The organism is Anaerosporobacter sp., assembly GCF_965301125.1.
On sequence record NZ_CBDLAM010000039.1, the window covers coordinates 1 to 25353 of the forward strand.

General features: G+C 35.7%; 19 protein-coding genes, 1 pseudogene, 1 riboswitch and 1 other annotated feature. Of the genes and pseudogenes, 16 read left to right on the forward strand and 4 right to left on the reverse strand.

All coding sequences use genetic code 11. The features are described 5' to 3' along the window. Positions 1–913: hypothetical protein (locus ACW2QF_RS06300; protein WP_455715147.1), on the reverse strand; the 913-nt coding region annotated here is incomplete at its 3' end. 301 nt (positions 914–1214) lie between these two features. Between ACW2QF_RS06300 and rpmG the strand changes: the two genes are divergently transcribed. The 8 genes from rpmG (at position 1215) to rplL (ending at position 6990) form a co-directional block, all read left to right on the forward strand. After that, complete coding sequence (gene rpmG / locus ACW2QF_RS06305; RefSeq protein WP_040893796.1) at positions 1215–1364, forward strand: 50S ribosomal protein L33; 150 nt, start codon at positions 1215–1217, stop codon at positions 1362–1364. Between the two features lie 66 nt (positions 1365–1430). Next, complete coding sequence (secE, locus tag ACW2QF_RS06310) at positions 1431–1646, forward strand: preprotein translocase subunit SecE (RefSeq protein WP_455715148.1); 216 nt, start codon at positions 1431–1433, stop codon at positions 1644–1646. 11 nt (positions 1647–1657) lie between these two features. Beyond that, the gene (nusG, locus tag ACW2QF_RS06315; RefSeq protein ID WP_455715149.1) at positions 1658–2176 is read left to right on the forward strand and encodes a transcription termination/antitermination protein NusG; all 519 of its coding nucleotides are present in this window, start codon (positions 1658–1660) and stop codon (positions 2174–2176) included. An 86-nt stretch (positions 2177–2262) separates the two neighbouring features. Further along, a complete protein-coding gene (rplK, locus tag ACW2QF_RS06320; RefSeq protein WP_455715150.1) occupies positions 2263–2688 on the forward strand; it encodes a 50S ribosomal protein L11 in 426 nt (141 codons plus the stop codon). Between the two features lie 189 nt (positions 2689–2877). Continuing rightward, entirely contained in the window at positions 2878–3573 is a 696-nt protein-coding gene (rplA, locus tag ACW2QF_RS06325) for a 50S ribosomal protein L1 (RefSeq protein WP_455715151.1), read from the forward strand. A 169-nt stretch (positions 3574–3742) separates the two neighbouring features. Next, a complete protein-coding gene (locus ACW2QF_RS06330; RefSeq protein ID WP_455715152.1) occupies positions 3743–5731 on the forward strand; it encodes a methyl-accepting chemotaxis protein in 1989 nt (662 codons plus the stop codon). Positions 5732–5812: 81 nt separating this feature from the next. Further along, positions 5813–5950 (forward strand) — a sequence feature (ribosomal protein L10 leader region). Positions 5951–6036: 86 nt separating this feature from the next. Further along, positions 6037–6531, forward strand: a complete 495-nt coding sequence (rplJ, locus tag ACW2QF_RS06335; protein ID WP_455715153.1) for a 50S ribosomal protein L10 — start codon at positions 6037–6039, stop codon at positions 6529–6531. 93 nt (positions 6532–6624) lie between these two features. Beyond that, entirely contained in the window at positions 6625–6990 is a 366-nt protein-coding gene (gene rplL / locus ACW2QF_RS06340) for a 50S ribosomal protein L7/L12 (protein WP_455715154.1), read from the forward strand. Between the two features lie 98 nt (positions 6991–7088). Here rplL and ACW2QF_RS06345 read toward each other — a convergent pair whose 3' ends face one another. After that, positions 7089–7823 (reverse strand): DUF2089 family protein, encoded by a 735-nt coding sequence (locus ACW2QF_RS06345; protein WP_455715155.1) that lies wholly within the window; start codon positions 7821–7823, stop codon positions 7089–7091. Positions 7824–8238: 415 nt separating this feature from the next. On the opposite strand from ACW2QF_RS06345, the gene rpoB reads away from it, so the two are divergent. The 3 genes from rpoB to glpK all read left to right on the forward strand — a co-directional run bounded on the left by rpoB (position 8239) and on the right by glpK (position 17753). Then, positions 8239–12075, forward strand: a complete 3837-nt coding sequence (gene rpoB / locus ACW2QF_RS06350) for a DNA-directed RNA polymerase subunit beta (RefSeq protein ID WP_455715156.1) — start codon at positions 8239–8241, stop codon at positions 12073–12075. A gap of 200 nt (positions 12076–12275) precedes the next feature. Next, positions 12276–15971 (forward strand): DNA-directed RNA polymerase subunit beta', encoded by a 3696-nt coding sequence (rpoC, locus tag ACW2QF_RS06355; protein WP_455715157.1) that lies wholly within the window; start codon positions 12276–12278, stop codon positions 15969–15971. 297 nt (positions 15972–16268) lie between these two features. Beyond that, a complete protein-coding gene (gene glpK / locus ACW2QF_RS06360) occupies positions 16269–17753 on the forward strand; it encodes a glycerol kinase GlpK (protein WP_455715158.1) in 1485 nt (494 codons plus the stop codon). A 9-nt stretch (positions 17754–17762) separates the two neighbouring features. On the opposite strand, the gene ACW2QF_RS06365 is transcribed toward glpK, so the two are convergent. Together ACW2QF_RS06365 and ACW2QF_RS06370 are read right to left on the reverse strand one after the other, a co-directional pair. Then, positions 17763–18551: an HAD family hydrolase gene (locus ACW2QF_RS06365; protein WP_455715159.1), complete on the reverse strand. Its 789-nt coding sequence runs from the start codon at positions 18549–18551 to the stop codon at positions 17763–17765. 143 nt (positions 18552–18694) lie between these two features. Next, complete coding sequence (locus ACW2QF_RS06370; RefSeq protein ID WP_455715160.1) at positions 18695–19252, reverse strand: acetylglutamate kinase; 558 nt, start codon at positions 19250–19252, stop codon at positions 18695–18697. 300 nt (positions 19253–19552) lie between these two features. On the opposite strand from ACW2QF_RS06370, the gene ACW2QF_RS06375 reads away from it, so the two are divergent. From ACW2QF_RS06375 to ACW2QF_RS06395, 5 genes and pseudogenes are all read left to right on the forward strand, one after another. After that, on the forward strand, positions 19553–21562 hold the full coding sequence (locus ACW2QF_RS06375) for a KUP/HAK/KT family potassium transporter (protein WP_455715161.1): 2010 nt from the start codon (positions 19553–19555) through the stop codon (positions 21560–21562). A 206-nt stretch (positions 21563–21768) separates the two neighbouring features. After that, positions 21769–22086, forward strand: coding sequence for a PadR family transcriptional regulator (locus ACW2QF_RS06380; protein WP_455715162.1), 318 nt, complete (start codon positions 21769–21771; stop codon positions 22084–22086). Positions 22087–22096: 10 nt separating this feature from the next. Then, positions 22097–23254 (forward strand): annotated as a pseudogene (locus tag ACW2QF_RS06385) (DUF4097 family beta strand repeat-containing protein). A 113-nt stretch (positions 23255–23367) separates the two neighbouring features. Continuing rightward, positions 23368–23465, forward strand: a riboswitch (SAM riboswitch). A gap of 133 nt (positions 23466–23598) precedes the next feature. Further along, a complete protein-coding gene (gene metK / locus ACW2QF_RS06390) occupies positions 23599–24786 on the forward strand; it encodes a methionine adenosyltransferase (RefSeq protein ID WP_455715163.1) in 1188 nt (395 codons plus the stop codon). Between the two features lie 193 nt (positions 24787–24979). Then, on the forward strand, positions 24980–25353 hold a 374-nt coding region (locus ACW2QF_RS06395), incomplete at its 3' end, for a DMT family transporter (RefSeq protein ID WP_455715164.1).

Sequence of the window (25353 nt, forward strand, 5' to 3'; positions counted from 1 at the left end):
AAGATCGCAAATGGTTGTAGCCGTCTATTATAGTCCCTAATTCCTTTACGATCTTATCTGAATTAGGGACATAAGATATCTGAACTGGAGAATCTGTAGTTTCATGTAGTGAAACAGTTAGGGATTTGCTAAAAGTAAACTGATTGGACAGAGATTCCTTCGTCTTACCGTTAATTTCAAACTTTGCATTTGTTGCTGGTTGGTAAACCTGGTTTAAGTTAAAGTATTCAACAAGACCGCGTCCACCCACATAGATATCATCATGTAGGGTGAATATTGGAGAACCAGAATTACCGGTAGATTGGGATTCAAGAACAAGTCTAAGTTTGTTTGAATTTTGTTCCGAATATACGGAAGCGTGAATTCCTATCTCTGATTTATTAATTTGACTACATAGCTGCTCAAGAGTATCTTCATGGGTTGAACCAGATACAATCTTATGTATGAAATTATATGTATTATCTTCAACATCAATGGAGAAATGATAGCTACCTGCTTGTAAATGCTGTGCATTGGAACGGAATTCATCAGATACATTTTTTTGAGTGGTAGCTAGATTCATAACTTGAATATTTAAACGAGTTGGTGAAGAAGGTTCATACTTATCAACAATTGTAGCTGATACTGCAGCTTCGTTAGATGAAATAGCTTTCTTTTCATTAAATATAGAAGATGCATCATCTTTTGCAAAGTTTTCGACCAACGTATGTAGAGATATTGCAGCATCTTTCACATTCAAAGCATAGGTTTGACGTTCAAGAGAAATATCTAATAAATATAGGGGAGACTGCTTACTAATACGTACAATATTATTATAGATTTTTCGCAAGTCACTAGTCTTATGAGAAGTATAACGTACAGGCCTTTGAGGCTTGTGATTTTCTGTGAGATAATTATATGTAGATGTTACCATTGAACAGTCACCTCCTAAATGATATGATATCAAATGTTAATTTTGTTTTTCTTCATTATAATATGAAGAAAATTACTTGTCGATAGCATATATGAAAAAAGATTGCGAGAAGGGCTTTTTAGGTGTGAGAAATTATACCTACTTGAAAAAAATGTTGACGGAATCATTTGTTTATGCTATATTAGACTAGCGATGGAAGAGGTCTTTTTTTTATGCCTAAAAACTGATACTCGTGATAATCTGTATCAGATTACTACACGAAAAAATCACAAGAAAACGAAATTTAGCGGAGGTGGAAGTCGTGCGCGTAAAAATCACATTGGCATGTACAGAATGTAAACAACGTAACTATAACATGACAAAGGATAAGAAAACACATCCTGACAGAATGGAAACTAAGAAATACTGTAGATTCTGTAAATCACACACATTACACAAAGAAACTAAGTAATTATGTCGAATTATCCGTTACATGCAAAGTAGATAAACTTTGTATTGCAGAAAGGAAAGTGAAAGCATGGGAGATACTGCAAACAATACAGAAAATGCTCCAAAAAAAAGTTTCTTTAGCGGCGTAAAATCTGAATTCAAAAAGATTATATGGCCAGACAAACAAACACTTGCAAAACAATCTGCAGCAGTCGTAACTATGTCAGTAGTAGTTGGAGTTGTTATAGCTATAGTAGATGTAGTTATTCAATATGGCATAGATAAGATTCTTAAAATAGGATAAAGGGTGAGTGTATGTCAGAAACGAATTGGTATGTTGTTCATACGTACTCAGGGTACGAGAACAAAGTAAAAGCCAACATTGAAAAAACAATCGAAAACAGAAAGCTTCAAGACCAAATACTTGAAGTTTCCGTTCCTATGCAAGACGTAGTTGAAGTTAAGAATGGTGTGAAGAAACAAGTTCAAAAGAAAATGTTCCCAGGTTATGTTCTCCTTAATATGGAGATGAATGATGACACTTGGTATGTAGTACGTAATACCAGAGGGGTAACAGGATTTGTTGGACCAGGATCAAAACCAGTTCCTTTAACAGAGGCAGAGATGCTAAGTATGGGAATTAAGCATTCTGACGAAATCATGATCGACCTTGAACTTGGTGATACTGTAGAAGTAACATCAGGCGTATGGGAAGGAACGACAGGTATTATTAAGTCGATTAACAGTCACAAACAAATCATTACGATTAACGTTGATATGTTTGGTAGAGAGACACCTGTTGAGATTAGTTTCACAGAAATTAAAAAAATGTAAATTAAGTAACATCTAGGATACAATTATTACTAGATAGTGGGAGGGATATTCCCGCAAACACCACATTATTCAGGAGGTATGCTATAATGGCAAAGAAAGTTCAAGGTTATATTAAATTACAAATCCCTGCTGGAAAGGCTACACCAGCTCCACCAGTTGGTCCAGCTCTTGGTCAGCACGGAGTAAATATCGTACAATTTACGAAAGAGTTCAATGCAAAAACTGCAAATCAAGATGGAATGATTATTCCAGTAGTAATTACTGTATATCAAGATAGAAGTTTTAGCTTCATTACTAAAACTCCTCCAGCAGCAGTATTATTAAAGAAAGCTTGTAACATTAAATCAGGTTCAGGCACTCCTAATAAGACTAAAGTTGCTACAATTACTAAAGCAGAAGTACAAAAAATTGCAGAACTTAAAATGCCTGACTTAACAGCAGCTACTTTAGATGCAGCTATCAGCATGATTACAGGAACTGCAAAGAGTATGGGTATCACTGTAGTTGACTAATTATAGAGTATATATATTATGGCAATATGTCATGATAGTTGTTATATAATGTCGTACAAGTTTGTATGTCAACAACTACTTTTAAGAAACCATTAACCGATGTTTTTAAGCAATAAAAAGATTTCATACGGCAAAGTTTTATAACGTGGGAGGGTTAACTCCCGATACTACCACTAGGAGGTTAATAGAATGAAAAAAGGTAAGAAATACGCAGAAGCTGCTAAGCTCATCGACAGAGCTACATTATATGATGCAGCAGAAGCAATTAATTTAGTAAAGAAAACAGCTGTTGCTAAATTCGATGAAACAGTAGAAGCTCATATCAGACTTGGTGTTGACGGACGTCACGCTGACCAACAAGTTCGTGGTGCGGTTGTATTACCTCACGGAACTGGTAAAACTGTTAAAGTTCTTGTATTTGCTAAAGGTGACAAAGTTGCTGAAGCAGAAGCAGCTGGAGCAGATTTTGTTGGTGGCGATGAATTAGTACCAAAAATCCAAAACGATGGATGGTTAGATTTCGACGTTGTTGTTGCTACTCCTGATATGATGGGTGTTGTTGGTCGTCTTGGTCGTGTACTTGGACCAAAAGGTTTAATGCCTAACCCTAAAGCTGGAACTGTTACAATGGATGTTACAAAAGCTGTTGCCGATATTAAAGCAGGTAAGATTGAATACAGACTTGATAAGACAAACATTATCCACGTGCCAGTGGGAAAAGCTTCTTTCACAGAAGAACAATTAGCGGACAACTTCCAAACGCTTATGGGAGCAATTAATAAAGCTAAACCAGCATCTGCAAAAGGACAATACTTGAAGAGTGTTACACTTTCTTCAACTATGGGACCTGGAGTTAAGTTAAATACTGTTAAATTAGCTCAATAATTGCTATATATAGAAAGCCATTACACTATGATGTAGTCATAGTGTAATGGCTTTTTTGTATTTATGTTAATATTTTGGGCTAGAGGAATACTTTTGAGTTGTAATAATTGGTACTTTATGATACTATAATATCACGCCATAAGATAATACATAAGTACTAGGAGGGTATATGAAAAAAAGAAAAATTAATAGCATATCGAATAAGCTGTTAGGAGCAATTACTGGTATTATTATTGTTGTCATTCTGAGTTGTATGTTTGTTTCTATAAAGGCATCCAACGAAAGTCTTGATAAATTTACAAAAGAAAATTTATCACTCAGAGTAAGTGAGAATACACAATTATTGACAAATGAACTTAAATATAGATTTGAGTTATTGTCGTATGTTTCTTCTCTTCCTGAAGTGCAATCTATGGATTGGGAACAACAACGGCCTGTCTTACTAGAGCAAGCACAGAAGTGGGGATTTGAACAGCTGTTTATAATGACGTTAGACGGAGAAGGATGTTATCCTATTGACAATGTAGTGAAAGATCAATCAGAGGAAGAATTCTTTCAGAACATTACAGGCGATAAATATTATGTAACAGAGCCTTTCGTACATGAAATAGAGTTAATTACAACAACAACAATTACATTGCCTATTAAGAGTTCTGATGAAGTTGTTGGCACAATATGTGGAACAATATCTTTGGAAGATTTCAATTCGATTGTCCAGGATATGGAGATGAGTGGAGACGGATTTAGCTTTATATTAAATCAAAGCGGGCAGTTTGTTGCACATAAAAATATGCAGTATGTCTTTGATCAAGTTTCTGTTATGGATACAGAGGGTTTAGAAAATATGCAATTTCTTGTACATAAGCTAGAGAACAAGGAAGTTGGCAATGAAGTAACAACAATTGATGGAGTGGGTTACTATATATCGTATGCGCCTATTGAAGGAACACCGTGGTTGTTAGCTATATGTACGCCATCAGTCGAGATAACGAAAGAGATTTCCAACCTTGTATATCAGCAGATTATAGTCGCGATTATCTCATTAGCGATTGGTATCCTGTTGACTATTATAGTTAAGCGTTGGTTAGGAAAAAGAATTAAGAGAATACATAATGTAGCTACGGAGTTGTCGAAGAATAATTTGACATATAGACAAGAAGAGAAAGCAAATGATGAAATATCTGATGTAGTTAAAGTACTGAATGAATCAGTTGAGAATTTGCAAAATATGATACGTAGTGTAAGTGATAGTAGCTCTATGCTGTTGGAAAGTAATCAAACAACAGATATGATGCTTGAAGAGATTTTTGAAAAAATAGGGAAAGCCGCTGATTCTGTATATAATATATCAAGTAATATGCAATCATCTTCAGCAGCACTTGTGGAAGTGAATAATGAAACTGAGCATATGAATAATACAATGAAGGGTGCGGTTAAGACAGCAGAAAGAGGCTTAGCATTAGCTGAAGAAATCGAGGAAGATGCATCTGTAATGTTTGATAAAGCAAATGTAATCAAAAATGATATTGATAGCAAACTAATAGAGTGTAGTGATAATCTGAAGAGGGCTATTTCAGAGGTAAGTATTATTGAGAATGTATATACAATTTCAGATTCTATCTTGAATATAGCGGATGAAACTTCGTTGTTAGCACTTAATGCTAGCATTGAGGCAGCAAGAGTGGGGGAACATGGTGCAGGCTTTGCTGTAGTTGCTGGTCAAGTAAGCAGATTGGCAGAACAGTCATCTAAAGAAGTTGGAAAAATACAAAATGATATTGGATTAGTAATTAAGGCGGTTAATGATTTGAAATTATACTCTGAAAAGCTATTATCTGTTTTTGAGGCTGAAGTAGCAGCCAGTTTGAACCAGATGATAACAGTAGTTAACAGTTATAAGAATTCTGGTGTTGAAATCAAAGATATGGCAGAAGAGTTTTCACAAGCATCAAAGAACACCTCGCAATTAGTTGGTGAGGTAAATAGTGCTATAAGTTCATTAACAAAATCTGTTGCTGATGTTACAGATGAAACCAATTCCATTTCAGATACGATGTCAGGTATTACAAAAAGCAGTAAGACACTAGGCGAATTAGCAAAACAAAGTACAGAAGTGGCTAATATGCTAGATATAAAGGTTAATGAGTTCAAAATTTAACTCATACAGAAATTGTTAATATTAAATTGCAAAAAAATGTTGACATAACATTAATAATTTGATACTATTAACAAGGTTCGTGAAACGAATCAATAACTGCCGAAGACAGTAGGTGCCGTAAGGCATAAGGAGAAAACGCCTACCGAGGAATATAAGAGATTCATACGATGACTTATAATAACCTCTCTGTCTTTGATAGAGAGGTTTTCTTTTTGACGGCGGTGCCTTGAAGAATTTAGTTCGTAGTTTGAGCTATGAATGGTTGTTTTAATTCTTCATTAAATCTATAAGGAGGTACGCAAACAATGGCAAAGGTAGAAAACAAACAACCTATCGTTGACGAAATCAAAGGATATGTAGCAGATGCTAAATCCGCTTACTTAGTTGATTATCGTGGATTAACTGTTGAACAAGATACAGCTCTTCGTAAACAGTTAAGAGAAGCTGGTGTTGTATACAAAGTATACAAAAACACTATGTTAAGCAGAGCTTTCGAAGGAACAGACTTCGCTCAATTAGCTCCACATTTAGAAGGACCTACAGCTATTGCATTCGGTATTGATGATGCAACAGCTCCAGCTAGAATTCTAAACAATGTAGCTAAAACAGCTCCAGCTCTTGAATTTAAAGGTGGTGTAGTTGAAGGAACTTACTATGATGCAGAAGGCGTTAAGCTTGTTGCAAACATTCCTTCAAGGGAAGTTCTTATTTCCAAATTACTTGGAAGTTTACAATCACCAATTACAAACTTCGCTCGTGTTCTTAAGCAAATCGCAGAAAAGAACGAAGAAGTTGCTTAATCCGTACTTGAATGTACAAAGCTTGCAAGACAAGCTAGTGGCTTAAAGCCAAGAACAATTATAATAAACAATTAATTATTGGAGGTAATAATAATGACAACTCAAGAATTTATCGAAGCTATTAAAGGCTTATCAGTATTAGAATTAAACGATTTAGTTAAAGCATGTGAAGAAGAATTTGGTGTATCTGCAGCAGCAGGTGTTGTAGTAGCAGGTCCTGCAGCTGGAGCAGAAGCAGCTGAAGAACAAACTGAATTCAACGTAGAATTAACTGAATGTGGTCCAAACAAAGTTAAAGTTATCAAAGTAGTACGTGAATTAACTGGTTTAGGATTAAAAGAAGCTAAAGAAGTTGTTGATGGAGCTCCTAAGATGGTTAAAGAAGGCGCATCTAAAGAAGAAGCTGAAGACATCAAAGCTAAACTTGAAGCTGAAGGTGCTAAAGTTACTCTTAAATAATTATAGAGTGATAAAGAGTCATGCAAAATGCATGACTCTTTTTTTGTGCCGATCTACTTGTAGAGTTTGAGATTAATTGGTGAGAGTTTTACGTTAGATTACTTTTTGAGTTCTAAGTATCCGTAGCCATTCTTACATAAACCGCACCATTCTAATATAGAGGAAAGTGCGGAGATGCGGCGTAGGACAGAATCACCAAGTGCTACTCCATATGCTCTATGGGCAACGTAACCTTCTATAGTATCGAGTGTAAGATGTTCTTCTCCAAGTTTTGATTTCATGGCATTTCCTTTTGAGGCTTTTCCGCCTGATTTATGAAGTAATTCTAATGCACAATCGAAGGCCTTCCATGTCAGTAGATTACCCTTGGGTAGGTTGGAAGCGTAGAGACCATTACCAAATTCTTCGTAGTAAATTGTGAATGTTTTATTATTTGTCAAAGGTATCTGTGCTAACCCCTTGGATTCGTTGAGTTTGGTTTTGATATGTTTAGTTGCAAGACTTTCATCCTTATATATAGGTAGAGTTTCTACAATAACTTCTATATTATTTGAGTCTGAATACGCTGTGGAATATCCTAAGCGTTCTAGTACTTGATCTAAACGTTTCTTTGCTGCGGGATATGATAATCCTAATTGTCCCATCAATTCTTTCAAATTACCACGACATTTCAGATAATACTCGATAAACTGTAAGTCCTCATAAGCAAGATAATTGAATTTGCTTAGGGAAAAATCATTTGTTAATTCCAGACCGCAATGTTTACAGGTTAGACGTGTTGCAATTAGTTTTTCGTTGCATATGGGACAATGGCCAATAATTTCTGTGTACATAGGAATCCGCCTTTCGTAATATTTTGATTGCTTCCTTATAATTGGATAATAAAAGGGGCATACTTAAATAATGGATGCTATTTTACTGTATAAAAGCAACGGTAATGGGGAAAAAGATGAGATTAATCCTTAGCTCAATTTAGTATGTGTTTCTTCTATATAATAAGAAGAATAACATATTAGTAGACAAATCACAAGATAGTAATAATAATATTAATACTAACTTTAGATAGAAGGTATTATACAGTTGTATAGTTTATAGAAATGTACAAAAAAACACCCTAAAATGGGTGTTGACAAGTTCTAATATATATGATAATATGAAAAATGCACTATCGTGGTGTCTTGTGCTTAAAATCGAATATGTGTTGATTATAGCACATTCATATAAAAAATTCAAGGGGTGAAAACGTCAATGGATAAAAACAAAATACGTCCAATTAAAGTTGGTAATGGCATGAGAATGAGTTACTCGAAGTCAAAAGAAGTACTAGATATGCCTAATCTCATTGAAGTACAAAAAGACTCTTATAGATGGTTCTTAGAAGAAGGACTATATGAAGTCTTTGAAGACATCTCACCTATCGCAGATTACAGCGGACATTTAAGTCTGGAATTTGTAGATTTCACATTATGCGAAGATGATGTTAAGTATTCAATCGAGGAGTGCAAGGTCAGAGATGCTACTTATGCTGCTCCACTTAAAGTAAAAGTCAGACTTCATAACAAAGAAAATGACGAAATTAATGAACATGATATTTTCATGGGTGATTTACCTTTAATGACAGAAACAGGTACATTTGTTATTAATGGTGCTGAACGTGTTATCGTTAGCCAGTTAGTACGTTCCCCAGGAATCTATTATGCAGTTGGACACGACAAGATCGGTAAAGAATTATACTCATGTACAGTTATTCCTAACAGAGGTGCATGGTTAGAGTATGAAACAGACTCAAATGATGTTTTCTATGTTCGTGTAGATAGAAACAGAAAGGTACCTATTACGGTACTTATCCGTGCACTTGGATTTGGTACAAATCAAGAAATCTTAGATTTATTTGGTGAAGAACCAAAAATCCTTGCAAGTATTACAAAAGATACTTCAGATAACTACCAAGATGGTTTATTAGAACTTTATAAAAAGCTTCGTCCAGGTGAGCCATTATCAGTAGAAAGTGCAGAGAGTTTAATTAACAGTATGTTCTTTGATGCTAGAAGATATGACCTTGCTAAAGTTGGTCGTTATAAGTTCAACAAGAAGCTAGCTTTTAAGAACAGAATTACTGGCTGTACTTTATCAGAAGATGTTGTAAACATGGAAACTGGTGAAGTGCTAGCAGAAACAGGAACTTTTGTATCAGAAGAACTTGCGGTTGAAATACAAAATGCTGGCGTACCATATGTTTGGATTCAAACAGAAGAGAGAAATGTAAAAGTAATTTCTAACTTAATGGTAGACTTAGCAGCATATGTTGATGTAGATAAAGAAGCATTAGGTATTAATGAAGATGTTTACTATCCAGTATTAAAAGCAATCTTAGATGAGAACTCAGATAATGAAGACATCATCAATGCAATTAAGAAAAACATCAATGAGTTAATTCCTAAACACATTACTAAGGACGATATTATTGCGTCAATCAATTACAACATGCATTTAGAGCATGGTCTTGGTACAGACGATGATATCGATCACTTAGGAAACAGAAGAATTAGAGCGGTTGGTGAGTTACTACAAAACCAATACAGAATTGGTCTTTCAAGAATGGAACGTGTTGTTCGTGAAAGAATGACTACTCAAGATCTAGAAGTAGTATCTCCACAATCATTAATTAATATTAAACCTGTTACAGCTGCTGTCAAAGAATTCTTTGGTAGTTCACAGTTGTCACAGTTCATGGATCAGAATAATCCTCTTAGTGAATTAACACATAAGAGACGTTTATCTGCACTTGGACCTGGTGGTTTATCAAGAGATAGAGCCGGATTCGAGGTTCGTGACGTTCATTATACTCACTATGGTAGAATGTGTCCTATCGAAACTCCTGAAGGTCCAAACATCGGTCTTATCAACTCACTTGCATCTTATGCGAGAATCAACGAATATGGTTTCGTAGAAGCTCCATATAGAAAAGTTGACAAGTCTGATTCTAAGAATCCAAGAGTAACAGATGAAGTTATTTATTTAACAGCAGATGAAGAAGATAAATATGTAGTAGCACAGGCGAATGAAGAGTTAGATGATGATGGCTACTTCGTACGTAGTAATATCTCAGGTCGTTATAGAGAAGAAACTTCCGAGTTTGAAAAATCTAAGATCGACTTAATGGACGTATCTCCTAAGATGGTATTCTCCGTAGCGACAGCTATGATTCCTTTCCTTCAAAACGATGATGCGAACCGTGCCCTAATGGGATCCAACATGCAACGTCAGGCCGTACCTCTATTAATTACAGAATCTCCTGTTGTTGGTACTGGTATGGAAAGCAAAGCTGCAGTTGACTCTGGTAACTGCGTTGTATCTAAGAAAGATGGTGTTGTTGAAAAAGCAACAGCTACAGAAATTATCATTAAGAATGATGATAATACAAGAGATGTATACAAAGTTTCTAAGTTCCTTAGAAGTAACCAAAGTAACTGTTTGAACCAAAGAACTGTTGTTTACAAAGGTGACAGAGTTCATGCTGGTCAAGTTATCGCTGACGGTCCATCTATTTCAAAAGGTGAATTAGCGCTTGGTAAAAACCCTCTTATCGGTTTCATGACTTGGGAAGGTTACAACTACGAAGATGCGGTACTTTTAAGTGAAAGATTAGTACAGGAAGATGTTTATACATCTATTCATATTGAAGAATATGAAGCAGAATCACGTGATACAAAACTTGGACCTGAAGAAATCACAAGAGATGTTCCAGGTGTTGGTGATGATGCATTAAAAGATCTAGATGAAAGAGGTATTATCCGTATTGGTGCGGAAGTACGTGCAGGGGATATCCTTGTTGGTAAAGTTACACCTAAGGGTGAAACAGAATTAACAGCAGAAGAAAGACTTCTTCGTGCAATCTTTGGTGAGAAAGCAAGAGAAGTTCGTGATACTTCCTTACGTGTACCTCATGGTGAATTTGGTATTATCGTTGATGCGAAAGTATTCACTAGAGAAAATGGCGATGAGTTATCTCCAGGTGTTAATGAAACAGTTCGTGTTTATATTGCTCAAAAGAGAAAGATCCAAGTTGGTGATAAGATGGCCGGCCGACATGGTAACAAGGGTGTTGTTTCCCGTGTGTTACCTGTAGAAGATATGCCATTCTTACCAAATGGTCGTCCACTTGATATCGTTCTTAACCCTCTAGGCGTGCCTTCACGTATGAACATTGGTCAGGTACTTGAAATCCATTTAAGTCTTGCTGCTACAGCACTTGGATTCAAAGTTTCTACACCAGTATTTGATGGTGCAAACGAGTTTGATATCATGGATACTCTAGAATTAGCAAATGACTACGTTAATACTTCATGGGAAGAATTCTATGAAAAATATAAAGATACACTTCACCCAGAAACTATGGAATTCCTTGAAAATAACATGGATTACCGTAAAGAATGGGCAGGTGTTCCAATCAATAGAGATGGTAAGGTAAGACTACGTGACGGTCGTACAGGAGAATACTTCGATGGCGCGGTTACGGTTGGTTTCATGCACTACTTGAAACTTCACCACTTAGTAGATGATAAGATTCATGCTCGTTCTACTGGTCCTTACTCATTAGTAACACAACAACCACTTGGTGGTAAGGCTCAATTCGGTGGACAGAGATTCGGTGAAATGGAAGTTTGGGCACTAGAAGCTTATGGTGCTGCTTACACATTACAAGAAATCTTAACTGTTAAATCTGATGATGTTGTTGGTCGTGTTAAAACTTATGAAGCAATCATTAAAGGTGACAATATATCAGAACCTGGTATTCCTGAATCCTTCAAGGTACTTCTTAAGGAATTACAATCACTTGCACTTGATGTTACTGTACTTGATGAAAACGGCGACGAAATTCAGATGACAGAAACAATCGATTACGGTGAAGAAGACTTAACTCCATTAATCGAAGGAAATGACAATTTCCGTTTTGATGACGAACCATTTGCAGATGCAGGCTTCTCAGAAACTTCAGTAGAAGATGAAGAGGAAAGTGCATTCGACGGTTTTGATACAGAAGAAGACATCGAACTTAGCAGTGATGAAGGGTTTGATGATTAAGAAATATAAGTTATAGCCTCGGCAAATTGCAAAGTTAAATAGAAAGTATGCCATGCAAAGTATGACTGTGTTATGCTTTGCATGACATTAAACTTGATGCAAGTATGCCAAGGCATACTTGAAATTAATTGACATTGGGACGGAAATTTACTGCTTGCAGTAGAGTCCTTACACAGATGAACGAAGGGAGTGCCAGATAAATGTCAGATGTAAGCAATGAAAATGTTTCAGAAATGACATACGATGCGATAAAAATCGGATTAGCTTCTCCAGAAAAGATTCTTGAGTGGTCTAGAGGTGAAGTTAAGAAACCTGAAACAATCAATTACAGAACATTAAAACCAGAAAAAGATGGTTTATTCTGTGAAAAAATATTTGGACCAAACAAAGACTGGGAATGTCATTGTGGTAAATATAAGAAGATCCGTTACAAAGGTGTAGTATGTGATCGTTGTGGTGTTGAAGTAACAAAAGCAAGTGTGCGTCGTGAAAGAATGGGACACATCGAACTTGCTGCACCAGTGTCACATATTTGGTATTTCAAAGGTATACCAAGTAGAATGGGTCTTGTTCTTGATTTATCTCCAAGAACACTTGAAAAAGTATTATACTTTGCATCTTATATCGTACTTGATAAAGGTGACACAGATTTACAATATAAACAAGTATTAAATGAAAAAGAATTCAAAGAAGCATATGATAAATATGGTAACCGTTTCCGTGTAGGTATGGGTGCTGAATCAATCAAAGAGCTTCTTCAAGCAATTGACTTAGAGAAAGAATCAAAAGAACTTAAGAGAGGACTTAAAGATTCAACTGGTCAAAAGAGAGCTAGAATTATCAAAAGACTAGAAGTAGTTGAAGCATTCAGAGAATCAAACAATAAACCAGAGTGGATGATTCTTGATGTAGTTCCAGTTATTCCACCAGATTTAAGACCTATGGTTCAGCTTGATGGTGGTAGATTTGCTACTTCTGATATGAACGACTTATACAGAAGAATTATCAATAGAAATAATCGTCTTAAGAGATTATTAGAACTTGGCGCACCAGACATTATCGTTCGTAATGAAAAGAGAATGTTACAAGAAGCTGTTGATGCCCTTATCGATAATGGTAGAAGAGGACGTCCAGTAACTGGACCAGGTAACCGTGCACTTAAATCTCTTTCTGATATGTTAAAAGGTAAGCAAGGACGTTTCCGTCAAAACTTACTTGGTAAACGTGTTGACTACTCAGGACGTTCCGTTATCGTAGTAGGACCAGAGCTTAAGATCTATCAATGTGGTCTTCCTAAAGAGATGGCAATTGAGTTATTCAAGCCATTCGTTATGAAAGAGTTAGTTGCAAGAGGAACTGCTCATAATATTAAATCTGCTAAGAAGATGGTTGAGAGACTTCAAGCAGAAGTATGGGATGTATTAGAAGAAGTTATCAGAGAACATCCGGTTATGCTTAACCGTGCTCCTACTCTTCATAGACTTGGTATCCAAGCATTCGAACCAATTCTTGTAGAAGGTAAAGCTATCAAACTTCACCCACTTGTATGTACAGCGTTTAACGCGGACTTCGATGGTGACCAGATGGCTGTGCATTTACCATTATCAGTAGAAGCGCAAGCAGAGTGTCGTTTCTTATTACTTTCACCAAACAACTTATTGAAACCATCAGATGGTGGTCCTGTGGCCGTTCCTTCACAGGATATGGTCCTTGGTATCTATTACTTGACACAGGAAAGACCTGGTGACAAGGGAGAAGGACATTGCTTTAAGAGTATTAACGAGGCAATCTTAGCTTATGAAAATGGAGCAATCACACTTCATGCGAAAATCAAAGTTAAGAGAACAGGTATCAACAAAGATGGCGTAGAAGAATCAAGAATGATTGAATCTACACTAGGACGTTTTATCTTTAATGAAATCTTAAGCCAAGATCTTGGATTCGTAGATAGAAGTAAAGATGAAAACTTCTTAAAACCAGAAGTTGATTTCCATGTTGGTAAGAAACAATTAAAACAAATCCTTGAGAAATGTATCAATACTCACGGTGCAACAAACACTGCTGAAACACTTGATGCAATCAAATCTCTAGGTTATAAATATTCAACTCGTGCAGCCATGACAGTTTCCATTTCTGACATGACAGTACCAGAAAGAAAGAAAACAATCTTAGACGAGGCAGAAGCAACTGTAGAAGTAATTGCTAAGAATTTCCGTCGTGGTCTTATGACAGAAGAAGAAAGATACAAAGCTGTTATTGAGACTTGGAAAGAAGCCGATGATGAAATTACAGAAGCACTTCTTACTGGTCTTGATAAATATAACAACATCTTCATGATGGCTGACTCTGGTGCCCGTGGTTCTGATAAGCAGATTAAACAGCTTGCAGGTATGCGTGGTCTGATGGCAGATACATCAGGTAGAACAATCGAACTTCCTATCAAGTCAAACTTCCGTGAAGGTCTTGACGTACTGGAATACTTTATCTCAGCCCATGGTGCGCGTAAAGGACTTTCTGATACAGCTTTACGTACAGCCGATTCAGGTTACTTAACTCGTCGTCTTGTAGACGTATCACAAGATTTAATTATCCGTGAAATGGATTGCTGTGAAGGTAAAGAAATCCCAGGTATGTGGATCAAAGCATTTGCAGATGGTAGAGAAGTAATTGAAAGCTTAGAAGAAAGAATTACAGGTAGATTCTCTTGTGAAACAATTTGTGATGATAATGGTGAAGTGATTGTTAAAGCAAATCACATGATTACACCAAAACGTGCTGCAAGAATTGTTAATAAGCAAGAAATCCAAGATGCTGGATTCGATGCTAAATTAAAGATCCGTACAATTTTAACTTGCCGTTCTCACATTGGAGTTTGTGCTAAGTGTTATGGTGCGAACATGGCAACTGGTGAACCAGTACAAGTTGGTGAAGCAGTTGGTATTATCGCAGCTCAATCAATCGGTGAACCAGGTACACAGCTTACAATGCGTACTTTCCATACAGGTGGTGTTGCCGGTGATGATATCACACAAGGTCTTCCTCGTGTTGAGGAACTTTTCGAAGCAAGAAAGCCAAAAGGTCTTGCTATTATCGCAGAGTTCGGTGGAACTGTTACAATCAGTGATACGAAGAAGAAACGTGAAGTTATCGTAACAAACAGTGAAACTGGTGAATCTAAGGCATATTTAATTCCTTATGGTTCAAGAATTAAAGTTGTAGAAGGACAAATACTTGAAGCTGGTGACGAGCTAACAGAAGGTAGTGTTAATCCTCATGATATCCTTAAGATTAAGGGTGTTCGTGCAGTACAAGATTACATGATCCAAGAAGTTCAACGTGTATACCGTTTACAAGGTGTAGAAATCAATGATAAGCACGTTGAAGTTATTGTACGTCAGATGCTTAAGAAGATTCGTATTGAGGAAAATGGAGATACTGATTTCTTACCAGGTACTCTAGTAGATATCCTTGATTATGATGAAACAAATGAAAAACTTATTGAAGAAGGTAAACAACCTGCAGAAGGAAAACAAGTAATGCTTGGTATTACAAAAGCATCTCTTGCTACGAACTCCTTCTTATCAGCAGCTTCCTTCCAAGAGACAACTAAGGTTCTTACCGAAGCAGCTATTAAAGGTAAGGTTGACCCATTAATCGGTCTTAAGGAAAATGTAATCATTGGTAAGCTTATACCAGCTGGTACAGGTATGAAGAGATATCGTTCTGTAAAACTTGATAGTGATGTAGCAGAAGAGTTAACATTATCAGATGACTTAGGTGAAGATGATGATGTAATGGCTGCAAACATTGATATCGATAGAGAACAAGATTCGGAACCGATCTTATTAGCTGATGATGATGATGATTTTGCATTTCCATCAGATGATGAGGAATAAGATATAGATAAAGATATAGATAAAAAGGAGAACTTTCTGAGGTTAATCTCAGAAGGTTCTCCTTTTTTGACTTAAGATGTTCGCTATTTACGTTGGAGTTATACGCAAGTTTTCAAAGATTATGGGGATAATAATAAAGAGCTGTTAATATAGAATAATCTTGATTTTACAAATCAAGTTGTTTATGATTTATGTAGATATGTGGAGAAGTTAGGTTAATGTGAAATTCTTCTCTGTGCATAAAGAATATCGAAATAAGCTAATGGAGAAGCATACGAAAGGAGCTTGGGGATTTACATGAAGAAGTATATAGTGGCGTTAGATCAAGGGACGACAAGTTCAAGGTGTATCTTGTTTGATAAACAAGGGAATGTAAAGAGTATGGCACAGAAGGAGTTTAAGCAAATATATCCGAAAGCCGGTTGGGTGGAACATGATCCTATGGATATCTGGTCTTCTCAAATAAGTGTTATGACAGAGGCAATGACTAAGATTAATGCAAAAGCAGAAGATATTGCAGCAATAGGAATTACGAATCAACGTGAGACAACCATTGTATGGGACAAGCATACAGGAAAACCAGTTTATAATGCAATCGTATGGCAGTGTAGAAGAACTTCTTACATTATTGACGAGCTAATTGAAGTAGAGTTGGATACTACGATAAGAGAGAAAACAGGGTTAATTCCTGATGCATATTTCTCTGGAACGAAAATTAAGTGGATTCTTGACCATGTAGAAGGAGCTAGAGAACGTGCAGAGAATGGGGACTTGTTGTTTGGAACTGTCGATACTTGGCTTATCTGGAATCTAACAGAAGGTGATGTATTTGTTACAGACTATACGAATGCATCTCGTACGATGCTCTTTAATATTAAAGAATGTAAATGGGATGATGAAATTCTCTCAATATTAGATATTCCTAAATGTATGTTACCTGAAGTAAAATCATCCAGTGAAGTATATGGAGAGACAAAGTTAGATATATTAGGGGGAGTTATACCAATAGCAGGAGCTGCTGGTGATCAACAGGCGGCATTGTTTGGTCAATGTTGTTTTTCAGAGGGAGAAGTAAAGAACACATATGGGACAGGGTGTTTCTTACTTATGAATACGGGCAACAAAGCAGTAATATCAAAGAATGGCTTACTTACTACCATAGCTGCAAGCATGAAAGGAAATATTGAGTATGCATTAGAAGGTAGTGTGTTTGTTGCTGGAGCTGCAATACAATGGCTACGTGATGAGCTGGGCTTAATAGAAAATGCAGCAATGTCAGAAAAATTAGCAATGGAAGTTGATAATACCAATGGTGCATATGTGGTGCCTGCATTCACAGGACTTGGAACACCTTATTGGGATCAATACGCAAGAGGTGCAATTATAGGGTTAACCAGAGGTGTTAATGACAAGCATATTGTTCGTGCGACATTAGAATCCATCGCCTATCAAGTCCACGATATTGTACGAGCGATGGAGACTGATTCCGGAATCAGTTTAAAGAGTCTTAAAGTAGATGGTGGAGCCAGTGCGAATAATTTCATTATGCAATTCCAAGCAGATATATTGGATACGACAGTATTACGACCTAAATGCATTGAAACAACAGCACTTGGTGCAGCTTACTTAGCAGGTTTAGCAGTGGGTTATTATAAGAGTAAAGAAGAGATTAAAGATAATTGGTCCTTATCAAGAAGTTTTAGTTCAGACATGGAAGAGGATGAAAGAGATAGCCTCATACAGGGGTGGCATGAGGCTGTTAATCGAGTGCGTACGAAATAATAGAACTTACTATTGAGAGTTCTTCAGAAGGTCATGTATAGTTTGCTCAACAGATTTTGTGTGGTAAGGGGTTAAGCTTTTGATATCATCATTTGCACCATCCATTACATAACCATATCTTGCAGTGGTTAACATCTCGATATCATTATAATTATCGCCAAAAGCCATAACTTGATCGGTTGTTATATGTAGGTGGTTACATAGAGACTGCAAAGCAATACCTTTATTCGTATCAGGATGGGTAAAATCTAACCATTCAAAACCAGATATGGTCGTTTTTAGAGTTGAGCCCCATTTATTAATAAAGAAAGGACCAGAGTTTTTGGCGACACCTGCCTCTTCACAGATGGATATCTTATAGAATGGTTCTTCCACCTTATGAAAATCATCAACAACTGTAACATTGTTATGAACAATATGTTTCAAAAAGTATGCAAAATAAGGATTCTTTGGCTGTATATAAGAGGTGGATTGACCAGATAATAGAAGTTCGCAAGCACCTGCTTCTAAAATGTCTTCCATTAGTTGCAGACCAATTTCACGATCGATACAGGATTTGGATATAATCTGATCCTGATACATAACAAGAGCCCCATTTTCGCATATATATCCAATCTCATCTTGTACGGGAGAGAACAACCTGCGTAAGTTTGCATATTGTCTCCCGCTTGCTGCGACAAATAGTATTCCTTGTCTTGATAATTCTTTTATGTAAGCTATAATTTCTTTGCTAACTTCTTGCGCGCCATTATGTAATAGTGTACCATCTAGATCGCTAGCAATAAGTTTAATATCCATTATTCTATTCTCCTTTTGTATTTTGTAAATAAAACAATTGTATCACATAATATGGTAGAATCAAAGAGGAGTAACGGATAAGCTGAAAAAACCAGGTATCCTAGATTTAGCTAGCGATACCTGGTTTAACTAAATGACGGTAATTATTGAAAACTGAAATAATTTAATAAACCATAGAACATATAGTCAGCCATCTTAAGTGCTTCAAGTTCTATTTGATCAAATAATTTTACATCTTCAGCATATTTTCCAGATAATCTAAGAGTTGCTTCTTCTTCGGTCATCTGCAAGTGGTCATTTAATAGGTCGCTCCAGATTTGTTCACTCCAATAAGGATTAATACGTGCAAAGAAAGCAGCTATCTCATCTGCGTTTTGATACCATTTATTCCGTGCTTCTGTAACACCATTTGAATCGTTATTCTTAGCGGCATTCACAAGATCAGCTGCAATTTGAAGATGCTCGGTAAATAGATTTACAAAAGTGGAGACGGTTTGTTCATCATAAAACATCTGAAAAACCTTACCGAAGTCACTTGGGTTTTGAAGTAATCGCTTTGTTACAGCATCTAAATCACCTAAATTAGCGGCAGTACTAATAATAAAAGAACGCGTCCAAAAGACATGTTGGTTCCATAGTAGCCGTAGTTGATTAAGCAACTCCACTTGATACTGTGTATAACATATATGATTTGAATTCATAATTTACTCTCCTATTTATTAAGGTTTATACTATATATGTATTCATTAATTTATATATTTCTACACAATTGTTATATACTCAATAAAAATAGCATTTACATGGGCGTATTTCTACTATAATACTTTAACACAATTTTAACATGCAGAACCATATTTTAGCATAATTTTAACTTGAATATAGATATGAGCTTTGCTATACTCATGCTGGTGTTGATACACCTATATAAATTTATTAGTAATGAAACACAATAATAAGAAGAAAGCTTAATATAAAATGAATTAAGTTAAGAGGCGATTGCTATGGGAGAACCAAAAAAATCAGTGTCTATTCCTTTAAGTAAAGGAGCATTACTAGTCACGCTTGGAGTTGTATATGGAGATATTGGAACATCACCTATGTATGTTCTTAAATCAATAATTGCTGGGAATGGTGGAATAAATCAAGTTAATGATGAACTTATTCTGGGTTCCCTGTCTTTGATTATTTGGACATTAACCTTGTTGACAACAATCAAATATGTTTTGGTTGCAATGAAGGCTGATAATCATGGTGAAGGTGGTATCTTTTCCTTGTTTAGTTTGGTTAAGAAATTTGGGAAATGGCTAATTGTACCAGCTATGGTGGGAGGAGCTGCATTACTTGCAGATGGAATACTGACACCGGCAGTTACCGTTACTACAGCGGTGGAAGGACTTAGAAGTATACCAAAGATATATGGGATTCTTGGCGATGATCAAACGAGGATTGTAATTATTACACTTATTATCATCGGTATATTATTTATGATTCAAAGAGCAGGAACCAGCGTAATTGGTAAAGCTTTTGGTCCAATTATGATGATATGGTTCCTTTTTCTTGCAGTAGTTGGGGTATTTAATATGGGCGATAACCTCGATATACTCAGAGCGTTCAATCCTTTACGTGGAATTCGTCTATTATTCAATAATGAGATGAATAAAGAAGGTATTATGATTTTAGGAAGCGTGTTCCTGGCAACCACTGGTGCAGAAGCATTGTATTCAGATATGGGACATGTGGGAAAAACAAATATTTATGCTACTTGGCCGTTCGTAAAGATATGTTTAATTCTTAACTATTTGGGACAAGGTGCATGGCTTATACAGAATAAGAATAATGTAGCTTTAGCTAAAATCGAAGATGTAAATCCATTTTTTGAAATGTTACCGACCCAAGTAAGGATAGTTGCTGTTTTATTAAGTACACTTGCTGCAATTATTGCTTCTCAAGCTTTGATTACGGGTTCATTTACATTGGTGTCTGAGGCAACACGTCTAGATTTGATGCCACGTATGAAGATTAGATATCCATCAGAAACCAAAGGACAACTTTATATCCCGTTGGTAAACACTGTTATGATGGTACTTTGTTTTTCTGTAGTTATATACTTCCGTTCTAGTGCAAGGTTAGAATCAGCATATGGATTGGCAATAACTATGACAATGTTGATGACGACTGTATTATTATATACGTATCTACGGAAAATTAAGAAGAAACGTATTATGCCAATTGTATTTTTACTATTATTTGGTGGACTAGAATGCTGCTTCTTTGCATCAAGTCTTACGAAGTTCTTTCATGGTGGTTATGTTGCTTTACTAATTGCCATTGTATTATTCGGAATTATGTTAGTTTGGCATTATGGTACCTCAATAGAACGCTCACAAGCAAATTACTTTTATATTAAGAAATATTTATCTATGTTTGAAGAACTTAGAAGTGATGAATCTTTGCCGCTTACAACAGATAATCTTGTTTACATAACTCATAATACCCAAGATGATATTATTGATCGAGACGTATTGTATTCTATATTTAATAAAAAACCAAAGAGGGCAAAAGCATATTGGATTGTAAGTGTCATTGTTACAGAGGAGCCTTTTACAAACAAATATACGGTGGATAATTTTGGAACGGATTATATCTTCAGAGTAAGATTGTATCTAGGTTTTAAAGTTCATCAAAGAATTAATGTATATCTACGACAAATTGTCACCGATTTAATTAAATCAAATGAGTTATATCCACAGAAACCAAAATATTCGATTTATGGAACGGGCGGTAATGTTGGAAACTTTAGATTCTGTATTCTTAGAAAAATGCTATCACCAGAGAGTGATATTACTTCCGTTGGAAGATGGACGATATCTATTAAATATGCCATTAGACATGTGGCAGGAACACAGATACAATGGTATGGCTTAGAGAGCTCATCAATTATTATTGAATATGTTCCACTATTTGTGAAGATGAAAACAGTGGATCACCTAGTTAGAGTAGATAATTTATGATAAAAACAACTTTCCTTACATGTGGATTGAGATAAGCACGAAATGTTTATTTTAATACGTATGGAGGAAAGTTGTTTTATTATCATTAACTTTTTATAAATACTATATTGCATTATAGAATAGTACGTGCTATTATATATCCAACAAGTAATAATACATAATGAACGAGTTAGAATACATATCATATAAGGGAGGAATGGGGAGAGATGAATCCGCAATTTAAAAAAGGAGCTTTAGAATTATGTGTTTTATCAAAGCTCTTGGGTGATGATTGTTATGGATATGAATTGACTGAAGCGATTTCGGAAAAGATGGTGATTGCGACAGGAACCTTATACTTAATCTTAAAACGTTTAAAAGATGATAAATATGTTGAAACATATTTAGTGGAGTCTGGAGAAGGACCAGCAAGAAAGTATTATCACTTAACGGAAAGTGGTATAGCTTATCAAGGTAAACTGAAAGAAGAATGGAAGGAATTTGTACAGGCGGTAGATTATTTTATTAATAAGGAGGATAACTAATATGAACAGGATGGAGTATTTAACCAAAATTAGAACGGCATTAAATGAAGTTAAGATAGATCAAGGAATTATAGATGAAGTAATCAGTGACTATGAAGAGCATTTTAGGATGGGTTTAAAGAATAACAAAACTGAAGAAGAGATTTGTGTTGAATTAGGGTCTGTCGAAGAAATCGTTGCAGAGATTAGTTCCATGGGAGCTGCAGATCAGACGGCTTATGAGAGCAAGAAAGAAGATATAACAGCTACGGATACATTTGCTGTTTCAAAGCCATTTAAGGAAGAACAAAAAGTTTCTTCTTCACAGGCACCATTTACGAAAGTCCAAGTCGATGGAATATGCGCTGATGTTGTAATTAAAAGCGGAGATGTTTTCAAGATAGATTATATAAATGAAGGGAATGAAAAAGATAGATTGGCATATCAATTCTATCATTATCAAGAGGGAGATACTTTTTATGCAGGAGTAAAAGAAAATTTTCGTAAGATGTTATTCCGTGTTTTCCATAATTCAGCTATGCGTTTAGTTGTTCAAGTGCCTACTCACGTAGAGGAGGTTAGGGTGAAAGTAGCAAGTGGTGATTGTAGAATCGAAGGTGTACAGTTACAGACTGTAGATATGTATAGTGCAAGTGGTGACATTGATATGACGCATACAATATGTACAGAGGCGAACCTGCATACTAGTAGCGGTGATATTACCGCCCAAAATAGTAAAGCGGATACTATATATATAAAATCTAGTAGTTGTGATTTGCAAGTATAATATACGAATTCAAATATAGCAAAATTTAATAGTAGTATAGGCGATATTGAAATCAATGGTGGGAATATAGATAAAGTTGAGGCACAATCTGCTAGTGGAGATGTGAACTGTTATGCATTATCTAAAGAGTATTTCTTAAAGAGTATAAGCGGCGATGTGAGTGTAAGAATGCAAGGGGATGCGGAGGCTAATTACGAAACAATTAGTGGAGATATTAGTATTCAATTAAATAATAATCAAAATGGTTATGCATTAAATGCGAATACGGTTTCGGGAGATATCAGCCTTGGGTATACGGAAATGTATCAATCTGATTGTAAGAGCGGTTATTATACATTTGGAAATCAAGGTAGCAAGATATATGCAAAAACAGTGTCTGGTGATATTGATTTAAAAGGTTAGATAAGAAAAAGACATCAAGCATATGTTTGACTGTAATTACTAGTTGACTAATCTATTATTTTAGAGTATGCTTAGTAAGGTACTACAAAAAGAAATTAAGAATATTATTATTTCTCTTATTCAGAGTGACGGAGAGTAAGGCTCTATGAAGTCACGGCAACCCCCTAGGCGGAAGGTGCCAACCTGAGCGAGTAAAATCGAACAATAAGAGGATTTGATGATTATAGAATCAAGTCCACTTATGTGGACTTTTTTTATACCTCATTTATCATGGTACAAATTAGTAGGTATGAAGAAAGTGTACAACCAATAGGAAATAATAATTCAAGAAAGGGACAATACGAATGGAAAAATTATTATTTACTTCAGAATCTGTAACAGAAGGGCATCCTGACAAAATCTGTGATCAGATTTCAGATGCAGTTCTTGATGCTTTATTAGCACAAGATCCAATGAGCCGTGTGGCTTGTGAAACTGCAATTACAACAGGACTTGTATTGGTAATGGGAGAGGTTACTACACAAGGATATGTTGACATTCAAAAGATTGTACGTGATACAATTAAAGAAATCGGATATGATGCATCTGAAAAAGGTTTTGATGCTAACACTTGCGGTGTTATCGTAGCTTTAGATGAACAATCAGCTGATATCGCCATGGGTGTAAACCGTGCATTAGAAGCGAAAGAAAATAAAATGTCAGACGCTGAAATCGAAGCAATTGGTGCTGGGGATCAAGGTATGATGTTTGGTTATGCTACAAATGAAACAGAAGAGTACATGCCATACCCAATTTACTTAGCACAAAAATTATCACGTCAATTAACGAAAGTAAGAAAAGATGGTACTCTTCCTTATCTTCGTCCAGATGGCAAAACACAAGTAACAGTAGAATATGATGAAGCCGGAAAACCAATCCACTTAAATGCAGTAGTTTGTTCAACACAACATGCAGCAGATGTCACACAAGAACAAATTCATGCGGATATTAAAAAATATGTATTCGATCCAATTCTTCCAAAAGAATTAGTAGACGAAAACACTAAGTTCTTCATCAACCCAACTGGCCGTTTCGTAATTGGTGGACCTAATGGAGACAGTGGTTTAACAGGACGTAAGATTATTGTAGATACTTACGGCGGATATGCTCGTCACGGCGGCGGTGCTTTCTCGGGTAAAGATTGTACTAAAGTAGACCGTTCAGCAGCTTACGCAGCACGTTATGTAGCTAAGAACATTGTAGCAGCAGGACTTGCAAGCAGATGTGAAATTCAATTATCTTATGCGATTGGTGTAGCTCAACCAACCTCTATCATGGTTGATACCTTCGGAACTGGAAAAATCAAAGATGATGATTTAGTGAACATTATTCGTGAAAACTTCGATTTACGTCCAGCTGGAATTATTAAGATGCTTGATCTTAGAAGACCAATTTACAAACAAACAGCAGCTTATGGACACTTTGGACGTAATGATCTTAACCTACCATGGGAAAGAGTTGACAAAGTAGACGTATTAAAGAAATATTTATAAGAATATAAAGGTGTGCTATCAAATGTAAAGGATGGCACACCTTTTTTGAATGTATTGAAGTGTTTATTAAGTAAAAAACATTATAAAGTAATAATGTGTAAAAAAAATTGAATATGCCAACTGTTTGCTTTAATATGTTTGATATATCATTTATTAGCATTAAAGAAGTAGTCAAAAAGGAGAGGGTAAATTTATGGGGCGCATAAACATTGCGAAATTATCCACGTTAGGAATTGTATTAGTTACACTTATATGGGGAAGTGCTTTTGTTGTTATTAAAGACACTTTAGATATTTTACCACCATTATATATATTAGCATTACGTTTTGGGATAGCTGGGTTAGTACTATTGATTTTGGGTTTAAAATTCCTAAAGAAAACATCTAAAAGTGAAGTTACATTAGGGGCAATCTTAGGGGTGTTTTTGTTTTTAGCATATGCTTTGCAGACTTATGGTTTGAAATATACAACTATAAGCAACAATGCATTTATAACAAGTACATATATCGTATTTATTCCAATAGTTAATGCATTATTAAAAAGACAGAAATTAAAAAAACAGTATAT

Excerpts from the sequence above, each read along its gene's own strand:
- nusG (WP_455715149.1), top strand. The coding sequence starts at position 1,658 with ATGTCAGAAACGAATTGGTATGTTGTTCATACGTACTCAGGGTACGAG.
- rplJ (WP_455715153.1), top strand. The coding sequence starts at position 6,037 with ATGGCAAAGGTAGAAAACAAACAACCTATCGTTGACGAAATCAAAGGA.
- ACW2QF_RS06330 (WP_455715152.1), top strand. The coding sequence starts at position 3,743 with ATGAAAAAAAGAAAAATTAATAGCATATCGAATAAGCTGTTAGGAGCA.
- ACW2QF_RS06345 (WP_455715155.1), bottom strand. The coding sequence starts at position 7,823 with ATGTACACAGAAATTATTGGCCATTGTCCCATATGCAACGAAAAACTA.
- ACW2QF_RS06380 (WP_455715162.1), top strand. The coding sequence starts at position 21,769 with ATGAATCCGCAATTTAAAAAAGGAGCTTTAGAATTATGTGTTTTATCA.
- rplL (WP_455715154.1), top strand. The coding sequence starts at position 6,625 with ATGACAACTCAAGAATTTATCGAAGCTATTAAAGGCTTATCAGTATTA.
- rpoC (WP_455715157.1), top strand. The coding sequence starts at position 12,276 with ATGTCAGATGTAAGCAATGAAAATGTTTCAGAAATGACATACGATGCG.
- ACW2QF_RS06370 (WP_455715160.1), bottom strand. The coding sequence starts at position 19,252 with ATGAATTCAAATCATATATGTTATACACAGTATCAAGTGGAGTTGCTT.
- metK (WP_455715163.1), top strand. The coding sequence starts at position 23,599 with ATGGAAAAATTATTATTTACTTCAGAATCTGTAACAGAAGGGCATCCT.
- glpK (WP_455715158.1), top strand. The coding sequence starts at position 16,269 with ATGAAGAAGTATATAGTGGCGTTAGATCAAGGGACGACAAGTTCAAGG.
- secE (WP_455715148.1), top strand. The coding sequence starts at position 1,431 with ATGGGAGATACTGCAAACAATACAGAAAATGCTCCAAAAAAAAGTTTC.
- ACW2QF_RS06375 (WP_455715161.1), top strand. The coding sequence starts at position 19,553 with ATGGGAGAACCAAAAAAATCAGTGTCTATTCCTTTAAGTAAAGGAGCA.
- rpoB (WP_455715156.1), top strand. The coding sequence starts at position 8,239 with ATGGATAAAAACAAAATACGTCCAATTAAAGTTGGTAATGGCATGAGA.
- ACW2QF_RS06365 (WP_455715159.1), bottom strand. The coding sequence starts at position 18,551 with ATGGATATTAAACTTATTGCTAGCGATCTAGATGGTACACTATTACAT.
- rplA (WP_455715151.1), top strand. The coding sequence starts at position 2,878 with ATGAAAAAAGGTAAGAAATACGCAGAAGCTGCTAAGCTCATCGACAGA.
- rplK (WP_455715150.1), top strand. The coding sequence starts at position 2,263 with ATGGCAAAGAAAGTTCAAGGTTATATTAAATTACAAATCCCTGCTGGA.